Source organism: Enterobacter pseudoroggenkampii (assembly GCF_026420145.1).
In the GTDB taxonomy this organism is placed as follows: Bacteria; Pseudomonadota; Gammaproteobacteria; order Enterobacterales; family Enterobacteriaceae; genus Enterobacter; species Enterobacter pseudoroggenkampii.
In genome coordinates, this window is record NZ_JAPMLV010000007.1 from 81,642 (window position 1) to 100,468 (window position 18,827).

Genomic DNA, 18,827 nt, shown 5'->3' on the forward strand with positions numbered 1-18,827 from the left:
CAAAACGGCAACCGAGGTTGCCGTTTTTAGTGTTTGTTCCCTCTCCCTGTGGGAGAGGGTCAGGGTGAGGGCATCAGCCCGCACCGATCGCATTAAGACGCTAGCGACAGTTCACGCTTTCCCGCATTTTGCAGTAACCACTGCGCCACGCGAGACTGCTGTTCGGCGTTGAGCCACATCCCTTCTTTGGTACGGCGCCAGATAGCATCGTCCAGACGACGCACCCACTCGTGCTCAACCAGGTAGCGCAGCTCGGCTTCGTACAGCTCGTGGCCGAAATGCTCGCCCAGATCCGCAATGTCCTTCGCATCGCCCAGGAACAGCTCGGTATTGCTGCCGTAGGTGCGGGCATAGTGGCGCGCCATCCCTTCGGTGATGAACGGGAAGCGACGGCGCAGCTTCGCGGCGTAATCATCGCGGTTACCGCCGATATCACCGCCGGGCAGCACCGCGCCTTTGGTCCATGCCGGGCCAATGCCTTTGTAGTACGGCGCCAGTTTTTCCAGCGCGTGCTCGGCCAGCTTGCGGTAGGTGGTCAGCTTGCCGCCAAACACGGACAGCAGCGGCGCCTGACCGTCTACGTCGTGAATATCGAGCGTATAGTCACGGGTGATGGCCTGCGGAGAGTCAGACTCGTCATCGCATAGCGGACGTACGCCGGAGTAGGTCCAGACCACGTCATCGCGTGACAGCTGTTTCTTAAAGTGCGCGTTATACACTTTGAGCAGGTAGTTCACTTCGCTCTCGTCGATCTCGACGTTCTTCGGATCGCCTTTGTACTCCACGTCGGTGGTGCCGATGATCGAGAACTCGTCCATCCACGGGATCACAAACACGATGCGCTTATCTTCGTTCTGCAGAATATAAGCCTGCTTCTGGGTATGCACGCGCGGCACCACAATGTGGCTGCCCTTGATCAGGCGGATGCCGTACGGGGAAGGCAGATGCATGCCGTCGTCGAAGAACTGCTTCACCCACGGGCCGGTAGCGTTCACCAGGCCGCGCGCTTTCCAGCTGAATTTCTCGCCGGTATCGATGTCTTCCGCTTCCACAATCCACAGGCCGTTTTCACGACGGGCAGCGGTCGCGCGAGTGCGGGTTTTCACCTCGCCGCCTTTCTTCTCAACCATCTGCGCGTTCGCCAGCACCAGGCGCGCATCGTCCACCCAGCAGTCGGAATATTCGAATCCGCGCACGATTTCAGGCTTAAGGACCGATTCTGAGCCAAAACGCAAACCTTTCGAACCCGGGAGGCTGGTGCGTTTACCCAGATGATCGTACATAAACAGACCAATTCGGATCATCCATGCCGGACGCAGATGCGGGCGATGGGGCAGGCGGAAGCGCATCGGAATCGCCAGATGCGGGGCCATTTTCAGCAGCACTTCACGTTCGGCCAGCGCTTCACTGACCAGGCGGAATTCGTAGTGTTCCAGGTAGCGCAGGCCACCGTGAATCAGTTTGGAGCTGGCGGACGACGTCGCGCAGGCGAGATCGTTAGCTTCCAGCATCAGTACGGATAAACCGCGTCCTGCGGCATCGACCGCAATACCGGCACCGTTGATGCCACCGCCTATCACAATCAGATCTTTGGTTTCCATAACACCCTCATGCACTTTCGTTAAAGCTCAGAAATGTTCGATATCGCTCATAATAGCAAAGGAACGCGCTTTTGGTAACATCAAAAAAACAATTTAGAGTGATATGGATAACATAATGGCGTTTACCCGCCGCCAGGACGTACACTACGGGGTAAAATCTTGTCGTTGACCACTGTAAAGAGAACACCATGGATCAGTTTGAATGTATTAACGTAGAAGAAGCCCACCAGAAGATGCACCAGGGAAAAGCGGTGCTGGTGGACATCCGCGATCCGCAGAGTTTTGCGATGGGCCATACGCCGGGCGCGTTCCATCTCACCAACGACACGCTGGGCGCGTTTATGCGCGATAACGACTTCGACACGCCAGTGATGGTCATGTGCTATCACGGCAACAGCAGCAAAGGCGCGGCGCAGTACCTGCTTCAGCAGGGTTACGACGCGGTTTACAGCGTCGATGGCGGTTTCGATGCCTGGCATCGTCATTTCCCGGCGGAAGTGGAATACGCTTTTGAGCGCTGATCCCGCTATACTGTCCCCTTTTGTGTGGAAATAAGCGACCGCTGCCCATGTTGATGATCACCTCTTTTACCAACCCGCGCGTCGCCCAGGCGTTTGTCGACTATATGGCGACGCAGGGCGTTATTCTGACTATTCAGCAACATACGCAGACCGACGTCTGGCTGGCCGATGAGAGCCAGGCCGGGCGGGTAAACGAGGAGCTGGCGCGTTTTCTTGAGAACCCTGGCGACCCGCGCTATCTGGCGGCAAGCTGGCAGTCCGGCCAGACCGGCAGCGGATTGCACTACAGCCGCTTTCCCTTCATCGCCACCATTCGCGAGCGCGCGGGCCCGTTTACGCTGCTGCTGATGGCGGCCTGCATCATTGTCTTCATTATCATGAACGTGGTCGGCGACCAGAGCGTGATGATTGCCCTGGCGTGGCCCTATGATCCGTCACTTGAGTTTGACGTCTGGCGCTACTTTAGCCACGCGCTGATGCACTTCTCGGTGATGCATATCCTCTTTAACCTGCTCTGGTGGTGGTATCTCGGCGGTGCCGTTGAAAAGCGTCTGGGCAGCGGCAAGCTGATCGTTATCACCCTTATCAGCGCCCTGCTGAGCGGCTACGTGCAGCACAAGTTCAGCGGGCCGTGGTTCGGCGGGCTATCGGGCGTTGTGTATGCCCTGATGGGCTACGTCTGGCTTCGCGGGGAGCGCGACCCGGAAAGCGGCATCTATCTGCAACGCGGATTAATAACCTTTGCGTTAATATGGCTAATTGCCGGATGGTTTGATCTGTTTGGTATGTCTATCGCCAACGGTGCGCACGTCGCCGGGCTGGCCGTGGGGCTGGCGATGGCCTTTGCCGACACGCTCCATGCGCGAAAACGAACATAATTCTCAGGGATAATTGATGAAACAAACACAACGTCATGACGCCATTATCGAACTGGTAAAAAAACAGGGATACGTCAGCACCGAAGAGCTGGTGGAGCAGTTTGCCGTCAGCCCACAAACCATCCGTCGTGACCTGAACGACCTGGCCGATCAGAACCGTATTCTGCGCCACCACGGCGGCGCGGCGCTGCCGTCGAGTTCGGTCAACACCTCCTGGCACGACCGTAAAGCCACGCAGACGGCGGAGAAAGAGCGTATTGCCCGCAAGGTCGCCAGCCAGATCCCGAACGGGGCAACGCTGTTTATTGATATCGGCACCACGCCGGAAGCGGTCGCCCATGCGCTGCTGGATCACGAGAACCTGCGCGTGGTCACCAACAACCTGAACGTGGCCAACACCCTGATGCAGAAAGACGATTTCCGCATCATCCTCGCGGGCGGCGAACTGCGCAGCCGCGACGGCGGGATTATCGGCGAAGCGACCCTCGATTTTATCTCTCAGTTCCGCCTCGACTTCGGCATTCTGGGGATCAGCGGCATCGACAGCGACGGCTCGCTGCTGGAGTTTGATTACCACGAGGTGCGCACCAAGCGCGCGATCATTGAAAACTCGCGCCACGTGATGCTGGTGGTAGACCATTCGAAGTTTGGCCGTAACGCGATGGTGAACATGGGCAGCATCAGCATGGTGGATGCGGTCTACACCGACGTGATGCCGCCGGCGGGCGTGATGCAGGTGATTAAAGATAATAATTTGCAGTTAGAGTTGTGTTGAAAAGCCGTTCTCCCTCTCCCTGTGGGAGAGGGTCGGGGTGAGGGCATCAGGCCGCAAAAAACCTAAACTCCGTACCCCATCATCTTCAACAGCTGCTGTGCATGCTGTACCGCATCCTGACGATGCGCCACGCCCAGCTTCTGGTACAGGTTGCGGATATGCGTTTTGATGGTGGTCGCCGCCACCGCAAGCTCACCGGCAATCTGCTCGTTGCTGTAGCCTGAATAGATCAGCCCCAGAACCTGCCATTCGCGCTGGGTGAGCGGGCTGGTGCGAATTAGCTCCGGCACTTCCGGGTGGTTCAGCAGACGTTCAACGAAGTTCTCATCGAAGTGCGCGAACTTGTGCCGATGATGCTGGTTAATCTCGCGCAGAATACGCTGGGCGCGATGCTGATCCAGCTCCGGCAGCGTGTTGAGCTGAATAAGCTGACGCAGCTGCTGCGCCATCACTTCACCTTCAATCACAAAGTGGCTGATAAACCCGGTGCGGTTAGCCAGCTGCAGCGCCTCCAGCAGCACGCGCTGGGCATCATTTTTACGACCCGCCTGCCAGTAGAGCTGGTTCTGCAGCAGCAGGTTGCGGTTCAGGTCGCTCATCAGGCGCAGGCTGCGCGCGTTCTCGTTCAGCTCTTCCAGGACAATCTCTGCGGGCTCTAAATCACCGAGCAGGATCTGCGCGCGGGCAATGTTGCGCCACTGGCTCTGCAGGAAGTGGTTGTTGGCAAATTCCGGTTTTGGCGTCTGACGCAGCCAGTTGGCGGCGGATTTTTTATCGCCGGTCATCTGCCAGTAAATCACCCGAACCTTATCGGCGTTCGATACCCAGTCGCTATGATACTGGCCGTTGCCGAGCAGGTTCTCCAGGCGGTTCAGATGGTTGCGGGCGTTATCGAGATCGCCGCGCGCCAGCGAGCACTGCACCAGCAGCGCCAGGCACTGCAGCTGCTGCTGCGGCTGGAAGCTGGAGAGCACGTCTACACCCTGACGGGCGCAGCTTTCTGCTTCATCCAGACGCGACCATGCCCACAGCAGCTGAGCGCGAATACGCAACAGGAACTCGTGCATCGGCAGCTGTTCCAGGTGCTGTTCACGAATCAGCTGGAACGCTTTTTCCTGGTTTTCCCAGGCGGCCTGCAGGAACCCCTGCGCGAATAAAATCTCACTCTGTTGGATCAGGCTCCACAGCGCGTAGTGCCAGACATCATGACGACGCGCCATCTGCTCGGTTTGCTGCATCAGTGAAAGTGAACGCGTGAGATCGCCTTTGCAGTGCAGCACTTCGCCGTGCACCGAGGTCGCCACGATGCGGCTGTAGAAGTTAGCCAGCGGCAGTTCATCCAGCGCGACCATCGCCAGCCGTTCAGCTTCGTCCGGGTCGCCGTCGTTAATGGCCACCTGAGCGCGCAGCGCGTTGAACTCGCCGTGCAGGGTGGTATCCATTTCGCTTTCCATCTCCTGCTCGGCGCGCGCCAGCAGGGTGTTCACTTCGCTGTAACGATGCTGGCTCTGCATCAGCCAGGCCTGCAGCAGCACCAGACGCGGGTTCTCCAGCAGGCTTTCCCACGGCAGGGCTTTGAGGGACTCTTCCAGCAGCGTCAGTTCGCTGTGGTTAAACAGGCCCCATGCATGGTTGAGGAGGATATCGCGCAGCATGCTGGCATCACCGGCGGCCAGCGCGTGGTGGATGGCCTCGCTCGGGAAACCTTGTGCCATCCAGCCTTCAGCGGCGGCACGGTGAATCTCCGGGAGTTCAACCGCCATTTCCCACTGACAGCGCTGGCGCAGGAAGCTACCAAACAGCGGGTGATAGCTAAACCACTCGCCCGGATCGTCCATGCGCGTCAGGAAAAGGCCCTGACGTTCAATCTCTTCGAGCTGCAGCTGACCGTTTTCACAGCCCGTCACCCGCACGATGAGCGCATCATTCATGGAACGCAGCAGAGAGCTTTTCAGCAGGAAATTACGCGTCGAGGGATCGACGCTGTCCAGCACCTCATCCACCAGGTAGTCAGAAAGGTGGCTGGCGTTGATGCCCGCCAGACGCCGCGCAGACTGATGCGCCGGACTGTTGTTTTGCCGGGCAGAGAGGGCGATAAGCTGCAGCGCCGTGGCCCAGCCCGCAACGTCATCACACAGACGGCTGCTTTCGGCGGCCTCAATCGGTGAGGTCAGGCGGCAGTCAAAGAACTGTTTTGCTTCCTGGTGGGTAAAGGCCAACTGCTGGCTGCCCACTTCCAGAAGCTGATCGCGCACGCGCAGGTTGGCAATACCCAGCTGCGGCAGGTTGCGTGACAGCACGACTAAAGTCAGGTTTTCCGGCTGATGGCGCAGGAAGAAACGCATCGATTCATGAATCACCGGGTTAGTGATGAGATGATAATCATCAATCACCACGTAAAGCGGGCGATGCCATTCGGCCAGTTCGATAAACAGCTGAGAGAAAAGGGAAGACAAGCTGGCATACTGGCGCTTTTGCACCATCATCTCACTGGCGACGCAGTGTCCATGGGTGGCTTGCTGTATGGCAGCAATCAGATAGCTGGCAAAACGCTCTTGCTGGTTATCGCCCTCATCGAGGGAGTACCAGCCAAGATCGCTCTTACCTGCGGCCCATTGCGAAATGAGCGTTGTTTTTCCATAACCTGCAGGGCTCGTAACCAGCGCCAGTCGGAAATTATGCGCGCCGGAAAGTTTAGCCAACAGACGTTCGCGGACCACTGTATGGTCAAGGCGAACCGGGCGACTTAATTTAGACGGAATCAACATAGGTTTCACTTCACTGTGGGGAACGAGAGATTTTATTTTTTTTGCGCTTCGTAATTAATGGATATAAGGTCGGCCAATAAGTTAACTATTGCAAGTTATGTCTGGATTTGGTGGCTGTGAATTTGCACTCTGTCACAAAACATTCAGGAAGAAGATGGAACTTTCTGGAAAGGTCTTTGACGCCGCGTCACTGCTGGCTTGTCTGTACTGGTTACCGCTGCGCTGAAACTGGTTTCAGAAAGGGATAGTGACGTCAAATTTAATATACTGCTGGTAAAGTTAAGGGAGATTAATAATCTCCTTAGCGATTACCCGATTGCAGAAATATTATTCTACGTAAGTAATTATTTCGGTGGGGTTTGATTTCACCCGAAACTGCATTTCATTTCTTTGACATTATCCTCGGTTACTTTTTTATCTTCCGGGCACACTCGAACTATGCTCTGAGAGTGGCCTCGATCACACTTTTCTGCTCATCCCCGCTACTCCTCCCTGTCTAATCCCCCACGGGAGGAGGAAGAGGGGAAATGAGCCAGGCACACTAGCGCCAACTTGTGTTTTCTTTCTAAAGGATGCCGATCCCCTATGTCACAGCCTACCTTCAACAAAGCTCAATTCCAGGCTACCCTGACGCGTCAGTGGCAGCGTTTTGGCCTTCATGCTGCAAACGAAATGACGCCTCACCAGTGGTGGCAGGCAGTGAGCGGTGCGCTCGCAGAGCAGCTGGATGCTCAACCCCTGGCAAAACCGGTAAAAGGCCAGCGCCATGTAAACTACATTTCAATGGAGTTCCTGATTGGCCGTCTGACGGGCAACAACCTGTTGAACCTCGGCTGGTATCAGGAAGTCGGTGATGTGCTGAAAGAGCACGACATTAACCTGACCGACCTGCTGGAAGAAGAGATTGACCCGGCGCTGGGCAACGGCGGCCTGGGACGTCTGGCGGCCTGTTTCCTGGACTCCATGGCGACCGTCGGCCAGTCGGCGATTGGCTACGGCCTGAACTACCAGTACGGCCTGTTCCGTCAGTCGTTTGCCGACGGACATCAGATGGAAGCGCCGGACGACTGGCATCGCAATACCTATCCGTGGTTCCGCCACAACGCGCAGCTGGATGTGCAGGTTGGCATTGGCGGGAAAGTGACAAAGCAGGGGCTCTGGGAGCCAGCGTTCACCATCACCGGTGAAGCCTGGGATCTGCCGGTGCTTGGCTACCGTAACGGTGTGGCGCAGCCGCTGCGTCTGTGGCAGGCGAAGCACGCCCATCCGTTTAACCTGACCAAATTCAACGACGGCGATTTCCTGCGCGCCGAGCAGCAGGGTATCGACGCCGAGAAGCTGACCAAAGTCCTCTATCCGAACGACAACCACCTGGCCGGTAAAAAGCTGCGCCTGATGCAGCAGTACTTCCAGTGCGCCTGCTCCGTGGCGGACATTCTGCGTCGCCATCACCTGGCGGGCCGCAAGCTGGCGCAGCTGCCGGACTTCGAAGTGATTCAGCTCAACGACACGCACCCGACGATTGCGATCCCGGAACTGCTGCGCGTGCTGATCGACGAGCATCAGCTGAGCTGGGATGACGCCTGGGCCATCACCAGCCGTACCTTTGCCTACACCAACCACACCCTGATGCCGGAAGCGCTCGAGTGCTGGGATGAGAAGCTGGTGAAAGCGCTGCTGCCGCGCCACATGCAGATCATCAACAAGATTAACGACCAGTTTAAAAAGCTCGTGGATAAAACCTGGCCGGGCAACAAAGCGGTCTGGGCGAAGCTGGCGGTGGTTCACGATAAGCAGGTGCGCATGGCAAACATGTGCGTAGTCAGCGGCTTTGCGGTGAACGGCGTGGCGGCGCTACACTCGGATCTGGTGGTGAAAGATCTGTTCCCTGAATACCACCAGCTGTGGCCAACCAAATTCCACAACGTGACCAACGGCATCACGCCGCGTCGCTGGATCAAGCAGTGCAACCCGCTGCTGGCCGGCCTGCTGGACAAGACCCTGAAGAAAGAGTGGGCCAACGATCTGGACCAGCTCATCAACCTGGAAAAACAGGCCGACGACGCGAAATTCCGCGAGCAGTACCGTGCGATCAAGCTGGAGAACAAGGTTCGCCTGGCGGAGTTCGTGAAAATGCGTACCGGGATTGAGATCAACCCGAATGCGATTTTCGATATCCAGATCAAACGTCTGCACGAGTACAAACGCCAGCACCTGAACCTGCTGCACATTCTGGCGCTATACAAAGAGATCCGCGAGAACCCGCAGGCCGACCGCGTGCCGCGCGTGTTCCTGTTCGGTGCGAAAGCGGCGCCGGGCTACTACCTGGCGAAAAACATCATCCTCGCCATCAATAAAGTGGCGGCGGCGATCAACAGCGATCCGAAAGTGGGCGACAAGCTGAAGGTGGTGTTCCTGCCGGATTACTGCGTCTCGGCGGCTGAAATGCTGATCCCGGCGGCGGATATCTCCGAGCAGATCTCTACCGCAGGGAAAGAAGCGTCCGGTACCGGCAACATGAAGCTGGCGCTGAACGGCGCGCTTACCGTCGGTACGCTCGACGGGGCCAACGTCGAAATCGCCGAGAAGGTGGGGGAAGAGAATATCTTTATCTTCGGCCATACCGTGGAAGAGGTGAAAGCCATCAAGGCCAAAGGCTATGACCCGGTGAAATGGCGTAAGAAAGACAAAGTGCTGGACGCGGTGCTGAAGGAACTGGAAAGCGGTAAATACAGCGACGGCGACAAGCACGCGTTTGACCAGATGCTGCACAGCATGGACAAACACGGCGGTGACCCGTATCTGGTGATGGCGGACTTCACGGCCTATGTCGAAGCGCAAAAGCTGGTCGACGTGCTCTATCGCGATCAGGAGGCGTGGACCCGGGCGTGCATCCTGAACACCGCCCGCTGCGGTATGTTCAGCTCTGACCGTTCAATCCGTGATTATCAGGCCCGTATCTGGCAGGCAAAACGCTAAGGAAGCGCGATGGAGAGTAAACGTCTGGACAGCGCCGCGCAGGCGGCGGGGATCAGCCTCAGTTACATTAATGCTCACGGCAAACCGCAGTCTATTGGCGCCGACACCAAAAGACGTTTGCTGGACGCTATGCACAAAACCGACGCGAAAGCGTCGGCTGCGCCGGTGCCGAACGTGAAGGTATTCACCGCAGGCAAAAAGATGCCGCTGGCGGTGGAGGGGCGCGGCGAGTTTAGCTGGCTGCTGACCACCGAAGAGGGGCATCAGCACAAAGGCCACGCCACCGGCGGCAAAACGTTAAACCTTCCGGCAAAGCTGCCGGAGGGCTATCACACCCTCACGCTCACCCAGGATGACCTGCGTTTCCACTGCCGGGTGATCGTCGCGCCAAAACGCTGCTACGAGCCGCAGGCGCTGCTTGAAGGTAAAAAGCTGTGGGGCGCCTGCGTGCAGCTCTACACCCTGCGTTCCGACAGCAACTGGGGCATCGGTGATTTTGGCGATCTGAAGAACATGCTGGCATCCGTGGGCGAGCGCGGCGGCGCGTTCATCGGCCTCAACCCGATCCACGCGCTTTATCCCGCCAACCCGGAGAGCGCCAGCCCGTACAGCCCGTCCTCCCGTCGCTGGCTGAACGTGATTTATATCGACGTTAACGCCTTAGATGACTTCAAAAACAGCAAAGAGGCGCAGGCGTGGTGGAAACTCAGCACCACGCAGCAGGCGCTGAAGCAGGCGCGCGACGCAGACTGGGTGGACTATTCCACCGTCACGGCGCTGAAAATGGCCGCGCTGCGCCTGGCGTGGAAAGGCTTTTCGCAGCGTGACGACGAGCAGATGGCCGCGTTCCGTCAGTTTGTGACGCAGGAGGGCGAGAGCCTGTACTGGCAGGCGGCGTTTGATGCGCTGCACGCGTATCAGGTGAAAGAGGACGAAATGCGCTGGGGCTGGCCGGTCTGGCCTGAAGCGTATCAGTCCGTCGACACGCCGGAAGTAAAAGCGTTCTGTAAAAAATATGCCGATGAGGTGGACTTCTACCTGTGGCTGCAGTGGCTGGCGTACAGCCAGTTTGCCGCCTGCTGGCAGGTGAGCCAGGGCTATAAAATGCCGATTGGCCTGTACCGTGACCTGGCCGTGGGCGTGGCGGAGGGCGGCGCGGAAACCTGGTGCGACCGTGAGCTGTACTGCCTGAAGGCCTCCGTGGGGGCGCCACCGGATATCCTGGGCCCGCTGGGCCAGAACTGGGGATTACCGCCGATGGATCCGCACGTCATGGCGGCGCGCGCCTACGAGCCGTTCATCGACCTGCTGCGCGCGAACATGCAGAACTGCGGCGCGCTGCGTATTGACCACGTGATGTCCGTGCTGCGCCTGTGGTGGATCCCGTACGGTGAAACGGCGGATCATGGGGCGTATGTGCAGTATCCGGTTGACGATCTGCTGTCGATCCTGGCGCTGGAAAGTAAGCGTCACCAGTGCATGGTGATCGGTGAAGATCTCGGTACCGTGCCGGTGGAAATTGTCAGCAAGCTCCGCGACAGCGGCGTCTACTCCTACAAAGTGCTCTATTTTGAAAACGACCATGAGAAAACCTTCCGCGCGCCGAAAGCGTACCCTGAACAGTCAATGGCAGTCGCGACGACGCATGACCTTCCTACGCTTCGTGGCTATTGGGAAAGCGGCGATCTGACGCTCGGCAAAACGCTGGGACTGTATCCTGATGAAGAGGTTCTGCGCGGCCTGTATCAGGATCGCGAGCTTTCTAAGCAGGGGCTGCTGGATGCGCTGCACGAGCAGGGCTGTCTGCCGAAACGCGCCGGGCATAAGGCGTCGTTGATGTCGATGACCGCGACCCTCAACCGTGGTTTGCAGCGCTATATTGCCGACAGCAACAGCGCCCTGCTGGGCCTGCAGCCGGAAGACTGGATTGATATGGCGGAGCCGGTGAACATTCCGGGCACCAGCTATCAGTACAAGAACTGGCGTCGCAAGCTGTCCACCACGCTTGAGAAGATGTTTGCCGATGACGGGGTGAACAGGCTGATTAAGGATTTGGATAAGCGGCGAAAAGCAGCCGGTAAGAAGTGATAAAAAACCCGCCAGTGGCGGGTTTTTTATTGCCCGGTGGCGCTGCGCTTACCGGGCCTACATGTATCGAGTAGGTCGGGTAAGGCGAAGCCGCCACCCGACTTATGGCATCAGACCACCATATTGAGCAGCAGCACCCCGACCAGACCGCACACCGAAATAATGGTTTCCAGCGCGGACCAGGACTTGATGGTTTCACCGATCGTCAGGTTGAAGTACTCCTTGAACAGCCAGAAGCCCGGGTCGTTAACGTGAGAGAAAATCACGCTACCGGAACCGACGGCGATAACCATCAGCTCAGGGCTCACGCCCGTGGTGGCAATCAGCGGAGCAACGATACCGCCTGCGGTAATCGCCGCAACGGTCGCAGAGCCCAGCGCAATACGCAGAACCGCGGCAATAGACCAGGCCATCAGGAGCGGCGACACGTTGGTTTCATGCATCATGGCAGCGATGTATTTGTCCACGCCGCTGTCGACCAGAACCTGCTTGAATGCACCACCACCGCCGATGATCAGGAGCATCATGGCAATGATTTTGATGGACGAGGTCAGCGTGTCGTTGATCTGATCCATTGAACGGCCGCGATTAAGACCGAAGGTGAACATCGCGATCAGCACTGCGATCAGCGTTGCCATCACCGGGTCACCCAGGAATTCCGCAACGGACAGGAACGCATGACCTTTCGGCAGGATCATCTCTGCCACGGCACGCATTGCCATCAGGATCACCGGTACCAGAGAGGTCCAGACGCTGACGCCAAAACCAGGCATCTCTTCTTCGGTGAAGGTTTTGGCGCTGTACAGACCTTCCGGGATTGGCTTATCAATGCCCTTCAGGAAGCGGGCATAAACCGGGCCTGCCAGAATCACCGTCGGGATCGCCAGAATCGTACCGAACAGCAGGGTTTTACCCATATCCGCGTGGAAGATGGTCGCGATAGCGGTTGGACCCGGGTGCGGCGGCAGGAAGCCGTGGGTCACGGACAGCGCCGCAGCCATCGGCACACCAACATACAGCAGCGGGATGCTCGCTGCAGCTGCGATGGTGAACACCAGCGGCAGCATCAGCACGAAGCCCACTTCGTAGAACAGCGCGAAACCGACGGTAAAACCGGTTAACACCACTGCCCACTGAATATTCTTTTTACCAAATTTGTCGATAAGCGTGGTAGCAATACGCTGGGCGCCACCACAGTCCGCCAGCATTTTACCGAGCATGGCGCCGAAGCCCATGATCAACGCCAGGCTGCCGAGCGTGCCGCCGACACCGGCTTTGATGGAACTGATAACTTTAACCAGCGGCATACCCTGCATCAGACCGACTGCAAGTGCCACCAGAACCAGAGCGATAAATCCGTTCATTTTGAAACGGATCATCAAGAGCAGTAATAACACAACACCGATAGCAACGATGACTAATGGCATGATTTACCTGGCCTTTGAATTGTTATGGGTAACGTCATTGTTTCAACGACACATTCCGTTTGTCCCAACTGGGAACAGAGAAGTAACGGCACTAATACTGATGCCTTGGAAACCATTAAGTTTAGTCGGCTGTTATGAGTGTGCTTAGTGCCCATGAGAATGATACGGGTAACATGACGTGATTGAGAATCACCCTGGCAGGCAAAATGTGAATTATGAGACGCAGGTCAACATATAGAGGGGAACGAAGAGGGGGGCAGGGTTTTGTAGGCCCGGTAAGCGCAGCGCCACCGGGCAAAACAGACGTGCAATGAATCAGTAGTAGGAGTGCTCGCCGCGCTGGTGTTCGGTCAGGTCACGCACGCCTTTCAGTTCCGGGAACTCGTTCAGCAGCTGCTTCTCGATCCCTTCTTTCAGGGTGACATCGACCATTGAACAACCGTTACAACCGCCGCCAAACTGCAGAATGGCAAAACCTTCGTCGGTGATTTCCATCAGGGAAACACGGCCGCCGTGGCCTGCCAGCTGCGGGTTAATCTGGGATTGCAGCAGATACTCGACGCGCTCCATCAGCGGGGCATCGTCAGACACTTTACGCATTTTCGCGTTCGGCGCTTTCAGGGTCAGCTGAGAACCCAGCTGATCGGTGACGAAGTCGATCTCCGCATCTTCAAGATACGGTGCGCTCAGCTCATCAACATAGGCGGTGAGCTGTTCAAATTTAAGGGCAGTGTCGGTGGCTTCCACAGCGTCCGGAGGACAATAAGAAACACCACATTCTGCATTCGGAGTGCCTGGATTAATCACAAACACGCGGATCTGCGTCCCTTCTTCCTGATTTGCCAGCAGTTTGGCAAAGTGCGCTTGTGCAGAATCGGAAATACGGATCATAGCTTTGGCCTAATAGTTGACTAAATTACCTGGGTATAATCATACGCCCATTGAAGAAGGGCTACAAGGTACGGCACAGACACCATACCTGAACCGACGCGGCGCCGCTTCGCAAAAGCAGTCGGGAAAGTTCAGCAACGGTACTGCCCGTGGTGACGACATCATCCACAATCGCGATATGGAGACCGTCGACCGGTAATTCAAGGCGAAAGGCATTTTTGAGATTTCTTTTGCGAAGCCGCGCGCTGAGCTGATGCTGGATGGCGGTGGCATGAACACGCGTCAGCGCGCTGGCATCATACCGACAGCCGAGCCACCGTGCGAGGGGACGGCAGATCAGGTCACTCTGGTTATAGCCGCGCCGCCAGTGCCGATGTCGGTATAAGGGGACATTCACCACCCTGTCAATTTTCGGCAGTGCGCGATGACGCCGTGCCTGCAAAACCGCCAGCAATAGCAGGCGGGCAAGGGGCGGTGCAAGCGAGCTCTGCCCGGAAAACTTCAGCGCGTGAATCAGCCTGCTCAGCGGTGGAACATAATCATCCACGGCCACCAGCGCGCTCCACGGCGGGGATTTCTTCAGGCAGCGGCCGCAGGGCAAAGAGGAATTTGTGGCCGGTAAACCACATTGTGGACAGATCCCGATACGCCATTCCAGCGAACGCGTACAGACGGAGCAGACGCCCCACCCGCTGAGCGCCAGCGGCATTCGGCATAGCCAGCACAACCCAGGTACTGTTAGCATGTGCAACCTCCATGTGAAAAAAGAGAACAGTAACTGATGAAGACGCTGTGGTGGCAGACTGTAGGGACAGGAAATTGCCATCTTGTGCTGCTGCACGGATGGGGCCTGAATGCGGAGATATGGCATTGCATACGTGAGGAACTCGCCTCGCATTTCACACTGCATCTGGTGGATTTACCCGGCTTTGGCCGCAGCCGCGGATATGGCGCGTTGTCGCTTGATGAGATGGCGCAGCAGGTTCTGGACGCCGCGCCGCAAAACGCTGTCTGGCTGGGCTGGAGCCTGGGCGGGCTGGTGGCGAGCCAGGTTGCGCTGTCGCGACCAGACCGCGTACAAGCGCTGGTGACGGTGGCGTCGTCGCCCTGTTTTAGCGCGCAGGACGCGTGGCCGGGGATAAAACCCGAGGTACTGGCGGGATTCCAGCAGCAGCTGAGCGAAGATTTCCAGCGGACCGTAGAGCGCTTCCTCGCCCTGCAGACGATGGGAACTGAAACCGCCCGTAAGGATGCCCGCACGCTGAAGCAAACCGTGCTGTCGCTGCCGATGCCGGAGGTTGAGGTGCTAAACGGCGGTCTTGAGCTCCTGAAAACCGTTGATCTGCGCGCGCCGCTGGCCGCCCTGACGCTGCCGCACCTGCGTATTTATGGTTACCTTGACGGAATTGTGCCGCGCAAAGTGGCTCCGCTGCTGGATGAACTGTGGCCAAACAGCGAATCGCAGATCGTTGCCAAAGCTGCACATGCCCCGTTCATCTCTCATCCGGCGGAGTTTTGTTCAGCGCTCATTGCGTTAAGTCAACGTTTCGACTGATTATTTTCTATCCAGCCTGGAAAAAGTTACACACCGCAACCATACTCCAGATGTCGTTGCGGTTGTTCTGCTTACGATAATCAAAACAACAATCCTATGGAGAGTCAGGTTATGAAACTTGTTACAGGTATTGTCACTTCTCTGGTTATTGGGTCACTTTCATTTGGCGTCTTTGCGGCAAAAGAGCTGGAAAAAGATAAAGTTGCCGGCATGAATCTGACCAAAGTTGGTGAGATCTCTACGTCTGATACTACCGCGCCGATGGATGCTCGCAGAGAGCTGTCGAAGAAAGCGGATGAACTGGGTGGGACGTACTACGTGGTAACCAGTGCAAACAAAGACACGAAGAACGTACGCGCAACGGCGGACGTCTACAAGTAATACGATAAAGCCGGGCAGCGATGCCTGGCTTTACTAGCGCAGTGCCCACCACTCCCTGAGGCAGGCCTTTCCTTCCGGACAGCTTTTACAACTGCCGGAGAGACAGCCGTCCGCGTCTTCCTGAATCCGCACGGCTTTCCCCATGGCTTCCAGTCTTTCCAGCATGGCATCGATCATCGGCTGCGGCGTATGCAGGCTGAGGCTCAACTGTTTCGCCTCCATCCGCCCCTGTAGCGCCAGCAGGTCACGAACCTGAATCAACGATGCCATGTGGTGTACTCCTTAGTGGCAGTCGCCCGCCGGGCTGCTGCAGCAGGTCGCGGCGGTTTTACGGTTTGCCAGCAGGTCGATATCGACGCGGCTGCGTGCCCGCCGCAGCAGACCGAGCACTACCACGTTAAACAGCACAACCGCGAGAATGCAGACCAGGCTGTAGCGCGGATGCTGACTGAAGTTAACGGTTTGATAAAAGAGCGTCGACAGCGAGTACGCAATATTTAACCCCCACAGGATGGAGAAGCCCATCCAGCCGCGGCTGGACTCGCGGGCAATCGCCCCCATCACCGAGATGCACGGAATGTAGAGCAGAACGAAGATAAGGTAGCTGTAGGCCGCGGACGCGCTGCCAAATTTCTCGCCCATCACGCCCATGGCACCCGTCGCCATTTCGCCGTCGCCTTTGCTGGCCTCAATCGGGTTCGCCAGCACGCTCAGGCTGAAGGTGTCCTTCAGGCTCTGCCAGGTTTCCTCTACGGCACCCAGCAGCTCATGACCGAGATGAAACTCTGCTGGATTAAATTCCTGTTCCTGAATGTTCTCAGCGGTGTAAAGCGTGTTCAGGGTGCCGACAACCACCTCTTTCGCCATCGCACCGGTGAACAGCCCGACGGTTGCCTGCCAGTTATCCTCATGCACGCCAATCGGTTTGAAGACCGGCGTGATGACGCGGCTGACGGAAGCGAGGGCAGAGTCGTTGATGTTATCTGCCGCCTGCCCGCTGAGGGTGAAGCTGTTCAGCGCGCTCAGGAAAATGCTGACAATGACAATTACCTTACCGGCGCGCAGCACAAAGCCTTTCAGGCGCTGCCAGGTCTGGATCGCCAGGCTTTTCAGATGCGGCACGTGGTACACCGGCAGCTCCATCACAAACGGTGACGCTTCACCGCGCATGATGGTGTGCTTCAGCATCAGACCGGTGAGGATCGCCATCACGATGCCCAGCACATACAGCGAGAAGACCGCCAGCGCGCCCTGCTGGCCAAAGAAGGCTGCCGCAAAGACCGCAAAGATCGCCAGCCGGGCACCGCAGGACATAAACGGCGCCATCATGATGGTCATCAGACGTTCACGCGGCGCATCCAGGGTGCGTGCGCCCATCACCGACGGCACGTTACAGCCGAAGCCGACAATCAGCGGGACGAAGGATTTACCCGGCAGGCCCAGCGCCTGCATCAGACGATCCATCACGAACGCGGCGCGCGCCATGTAGCCGGAATCTTCCAGGAACGAGAGGAACAGATACATCATGCCGATCTGCGGCACCAGCGGCAGAACGGTGTTGATACCGCCGCCGATCCCCTGCGCGAGGAAGATGGTGAGCCATTCCGGGAAGTGCAGGGTGTAACCCACCCACTGGATCCCGTGGACGAAGACCGCGACGGAACCGGCGTCAAAAATCGGCTGCAGTGCGCCACCGATGTTAATGGCAAGCAGGAACATCACGTACATCACCAGCAGGAAGATCGGCAAACCTAGGAAGCGGTTAAGCACAACCTTATCCACCGCCGCCGTAAAGCGGCTAGGTTCCGCCGTCAGCGCGTTACTGACAACGTCGCAAATCGAGGCGATGGCCTGGTAACGGGCGTCGGCAATGTGCAGCGCCGGGTCGTCCAGCTCGTCGCTAAGCCGGGCCACCGTCACGTCCAGCTTATCGGCCGCATGCCCGGCGTAAGCGCGGCTGTAGATATCCCCTTCCAGCATCTGCAGTCCAAGCCACAGGCGCTGTTTCGCAGGCATGCTGTTGTCCATCTTCTGCGCCAGCAAATTGGCTTCGCGCAGGAGAGGCTGCGCGTAATGCACCAGCTCAATGTCGCGATTACCCGCGTGACGGTCGATGGCCAGCTTCAGCGCGTCAATACCGCGCGCGCGCGTCGAGACCAGCGGAACCACCGGGCAACCCAGGCGCGCGGAGAGGGCATCGACGTCGATGCGCAGCTTTTGTTTCTCCGCAATGTCGAGCATGTTGAGCGCCACGATGCAGGGGATCCCCAGCTCCAGCAGCTGCAGCGTCAGATAAAGGTTACGCTCGAGATTGGAGGCGTCGACCACGTTGATCAGCAGGTCCGCGTCACCGCCAAGAATATAGTGGCAGGCAATCTGCTCATCGAGCGAGGTTTGCGACGAAATGGTGGTTAAGGAGTAGGTGCCGGGAAGGTCGACCAGCGTTACCTGGTTGTCCGTTGTCGTGAACTGGCCCTCTTTACGCTCAACCGTCACGCCCGCCCAGTTGCCCACGCGCTGGCGGGCTCCAGTCAGCTGGTTAAAAAGCGTAGTCTTGCCGGAATTAGGATTGCCAATTAAGCCAATAGTTAACTTTTTCATTTTTTTAGACTCACTGAAACCGCTGGCTTGTTATCGGGATAAGGCTTCGACTTCTATTAACGCGAGGTCTTTCTTACGCAGCACCAGATTCACGCGGCGGGTTTCGATATGAACCGGGTCACCTAGCGGCGCCACGCGTACGACCTGAAAGGACGAGCCGGGCAGCATGCCCAGCGACAGCAGCTTTTGCCGATAGGCCGGGCTAATTTCGCGGGTAAAACCGGTAATCTTCCATGCACTGTCTGGAGTGAATTGCATAACGCCTGATTCCACGAAAGGTTAAATTATCTACTATGGGATGATAATGAGAATAGTTTTTATCAGCAATATTTAAACTGTGACGGAATGTTGTTTGCGATATT

At 57.4% G+C, this 18,827-nt stretch carries 15 protein-coding genes; 7 read left to right on the forward strand and 8 right to left on the reverse strand.

All coding sequences use genetic code 11. The features are described 5' to 3' along the window. Window positions 1-92 precede the first annotated feature (92 nt). Window positions 93-1,601: a glycerol-3-phosphate dehydrogenase gene (glpD, locus tag OTG14_RS20900; RefSeq protein WP_032648306.1), complete on the reverse strand. Its 1,509-nt coding sequence runs from the start codon at window positions 1,599-1,601 to the stop codon at window positions 93-95. A gap of 188 nt (window positions 1,602-1,789) precedes the next feature. On the opposite strand from glpD, the gene glpE reads away from it, so the two are divergent. From glpE to OTG14_RS20915, 3 genes are read left to right on the forward strand one after another with little or no spacing between them, the layout of a single operon-like run. Continuing rightward, the gene (gene glpE, locus OTG14_RS20905) at window positions 1,790-2,122 is read left to right on the forward strand and encodes a thiosulfate sulfurtransferase GlpE (RefSeq protein WP_008503062.1); all 333 of its coding nucleotides are present in this window, start codon (window positions 1,790-1,792) and stop codon (window positions 2,120-2,122) included. A 47-nt stretch (window positions 2,123-2,169) separates the two neighbouring features. Beyond that, entirely contained in the window at window positions 2,170-3,000 is an 831-nt protein-coding gene (gene glpG / locus OTG14_RS20910) for a rhomboid family intramembrane serine protease GlpG (RefSeq protein ID WP_048991798.1), read from the forward strand. A gap of 16 nt (window positions 3,001-3,016) precedes the next feature. Beyond that, a complete protein-coding gene (locus OTG14_RS20915; RefSeq protein WP_008503060.1) occupies window positions 3,017-3,775 on the forward strand; it encodes a DeoR/GlpR family transcriptional regulator in 759 nt (252 codons plus the stop codon). A gap of 62 nt (window positions 3,776-3,837) precedes the next feature. On the opposite strand, the gene malT is transcribed toward OTG14_RS20915, so the two are convergent. Next, a complete protein-coding gene (gene malT, locus OTG14_RS20920; protein WP_024908893.1) occupies window positions 3,838-6,543 on the reverse strand; it encodes an HTH-type transcriptional regulator MalT in 2,706 nt (901 codons plus the stop codon). A gap of 585 nt (window positions 6,544-7,128) precedes the next feature. Between malT and malP the strand changes: the two genes are divergently transcribed. Next, window positions 7,129-9,522 (forward strand): maltodextrin phosphorylase, encoded by a 2,394-nt coding sequence (malP, locus tag OTG14_RS20925; RefSeq protein ID WP_267215698.1) that lies wholly within the window; start codon window positions 7,129-7,131, stop codon window positions 9,520-9,522. A gap of 9 nt (window positions 9,523-9,531) precedes the next feature. Beyond that, window positions 9,532-11,610 carry a 4-alpha-glucanotransferase gene (malQ, locus tag OTG14_RS20930; protein WP_267215699.1) on the forward strand — a complete coding sequence of 693 codons (2,079 nt, stop codon included), beginning with the start codon at window positions 9,532-9,534 and terminating at the stop codon, window positions 11,608-11,610. 110 nt (window positions 11,611-11,720) lie between these two features. On the opposite strand, the gene gntT is transcribed toward malQ, so the two are convergent. From gntT to gntX, 3 genes are all read right to left on the reverse strand, one after another. After that, on the reverse strand, window positions 11,721-13,037 hold the full coding sequence (gene gntT / locus OTG14_RS20935; RefSeq protein WP_024907902.1) for a gluconate transporter: 1,317 nt from the start codon (window positions 13,035-13,037) through the stop codon (window positions 11,721-11,723). A gap of 315 nt (window positions 13,038-13,352) precedes the next feature. Beyond that, a complete protein-coding gene (gene nfuA / locus OTG14_RS20940; RefSeq protein ID WP_008503055.1) occupies window positions 13,353-13,928 on the reverse strand; it encodes a Fe-S biogenesis protein NfuA in 576 nt (191 codons plus the stop codon). Window positions 13,929-13,989: 61 nt separating this feature from the next. Beyond that, window positions 13,990-14,673, reverse strand: a complete 684-nt coding sequence (gene gntX, locus OTG14_RS20945; protein WP_024907903.1) for a DNA utilization protein GntX — start codon at window positions 14,671-14,673, stop codon at window positions 13,990-13,992. Window positions 14,674-14,709: 36 nt separating this feature from the next. Between gntX and bioH the strand changes: the two genes are divergently transcribed. After that, window positions 14,710-15,483: a pimeloyl-ACP methyl ester esterase BioH gene (gene bioH / locus OTG14_RS20950; RefSeq protein WP_267215700.1), complete on the forward strand. Its 774-nt coding sequence runs from the start codon at window positions 14,710-14,712 to the stop codon at window positions 15,481-15,483. A gap of 111 nt (window positions 15,484-15,594) precedes the next feature. Next, window positions 15,595-15,864, forward strand: a complete 270-nt coding sequence (locus OTG14_RS20955) for a YdgH/BhsA/McbA-like domain containing protein (protein WP_024907905.1) — start codon at window positions 15,595-15,597, stop codon at window positions 15,862-15,864. Between the two features lie 33 nt (window positions 15,865-15,897). On the opposite strand, the gene feoC is transcribed toward OTG14_RS20955, so the two are convergent. Genes feoC through feoA form a run of 3 tightly spaced genes read right to left on the reverse strand, consistent with a single transcriptional unit; the run spans window position 15,898 to window position 18,723 of the window. Beyond that, a complete protein-coding gene (feoC, locus tag OTG14_RS20960; protein ID WP_024907906.1) occupies window positions 15,898-16,134 on the reverse strand; it encodes a [Fe-S]-dependent transcriptional repressor FeoC in 237 nt (78 codons plus the stop codon). Between the two features lie 12 nt (window positions 16,135-16,146). Next, the gene (gene feoB / locus OTG14_RS20965; RefSeq protein ID WP_267215701.1) at window positions 16,147-18,465 is read right to left on the reverse strand and encodes a Fe(2+) transporter permease subunit FeoB; all 2,319 of its coding nucleotides are present in this window, start codon (window positions 18,463-18,465) and stop codon (window positions 16,147-16,149) included. Window positions 18,466-18,495: 30 nt separating this feature from the next. Further along, window positions 18,496-18,723: a ferrous iron transporter A gene (feoA, locus tag OTG14_RS20970; RefSeq protein ID WP_008503050.1), complete on the reverse strand. Its 228-nt coding sequence runs from the start codon at window positions 18,721-18,723 to the stop codon at window positions 18,496-18,498. Between the last annotated feature and the right edge of the window lie 104 nt (window positions 18,724-18,827).

Coding starts and splice junctions, on each gene's coding strand:
- glpD (WP_032648306.1), bottom strand. CDS start 1,601: ATGGAAACCAAAGATCTGATTGTGATAGGCGGTGGCATCAACGGTGCC.
- glpE (WP_008503062.1), top strand. CDS start 1,790: ATGGATCAGTTTGAATGTATTAACGTAGAAGAAGCCCACCAGAAGATG.
- glpG (WP_048991798.1), top strand. CDS start 2,170: ATGTTGATGATCACCTCTTTTACCAACCCGCGCGTCGCCCAGGCGTTT.
- OTG14_RS20915 (WP_008503060.1), top strand. CDS start 3,017: ATGAAACAAACACAACGTCATGACGCCATTATCGAACTGGTAAAAAAA.
- malT (WP_024908893.1), bottom strand. CDS start 6,543: ATGTTGATTCCGTCTAAATTAAGTCGCCCGGTTCGCCTTGACCATACA.
- malP (WP_267215698.1), top strand. CDS start 7,129: ATGTCACAGCCTACCTTCAACAAAGCTCAATTCCAGGCTACCCTGACG.
- malQ (WP_267215699.1), top strand. CDS start 9,532: ATGGAGAGTAAACGTCTGGACAGCGCCGCGCAGGCGGCGGGGATCAGC.
- gntT (WP_024907902.1), bottom strand. CDS start 13,037: ATGCCATTAGTCATCGTTGCTATCGGTGTTGTGTTATTACTGCTCTTG.
- nfuA (WP_008503055.1), bottom strand. CDS start 13,928: ATGATCCGTATTTCCGATTCTGCACAAGCGCACTTTGCCAAACTGCTG.
- gntX (WP_024907903.1), bottom strand. CDS start 14,673: ATGCTAACAGTACCTGGGTTGTGCTGGCTATGCCGAATGCCGCTGGCG.
- bioH (WP_267215700.1), top strand. CDS start 14,710: ATGAAGACGCTGTGGTGGCAGACTGTAGGGACAGGAAATTGCCATCTT.
- OTG14_RS20955 (WP_024907905.1), top strand. CDS start 15,595: ATGAAACTTGTTACAGGTATTGTCACTTCTCTGGTTATTGGGTCACTT.
- feoC (WP_024907906.1), bottom strand. CDS start 16,134: ATGGCATCGTTGATTCAGGTTCGTGACCTGCTGGCGCTACAGGGGCGG.
- feoB (WP_267215701.1), bottom strand. CDS start 18,465: ATGAAAAAGTTAACTATTGGCTTAATTGGCAATCCTAATTCCGGCAAG.
- feoA (WP_008503050.1), bottom strand. CDS start 18,723: ATGCAATTCACTCCAGACAGTGCATGGAAGATTACCGGTTTTACCCGC.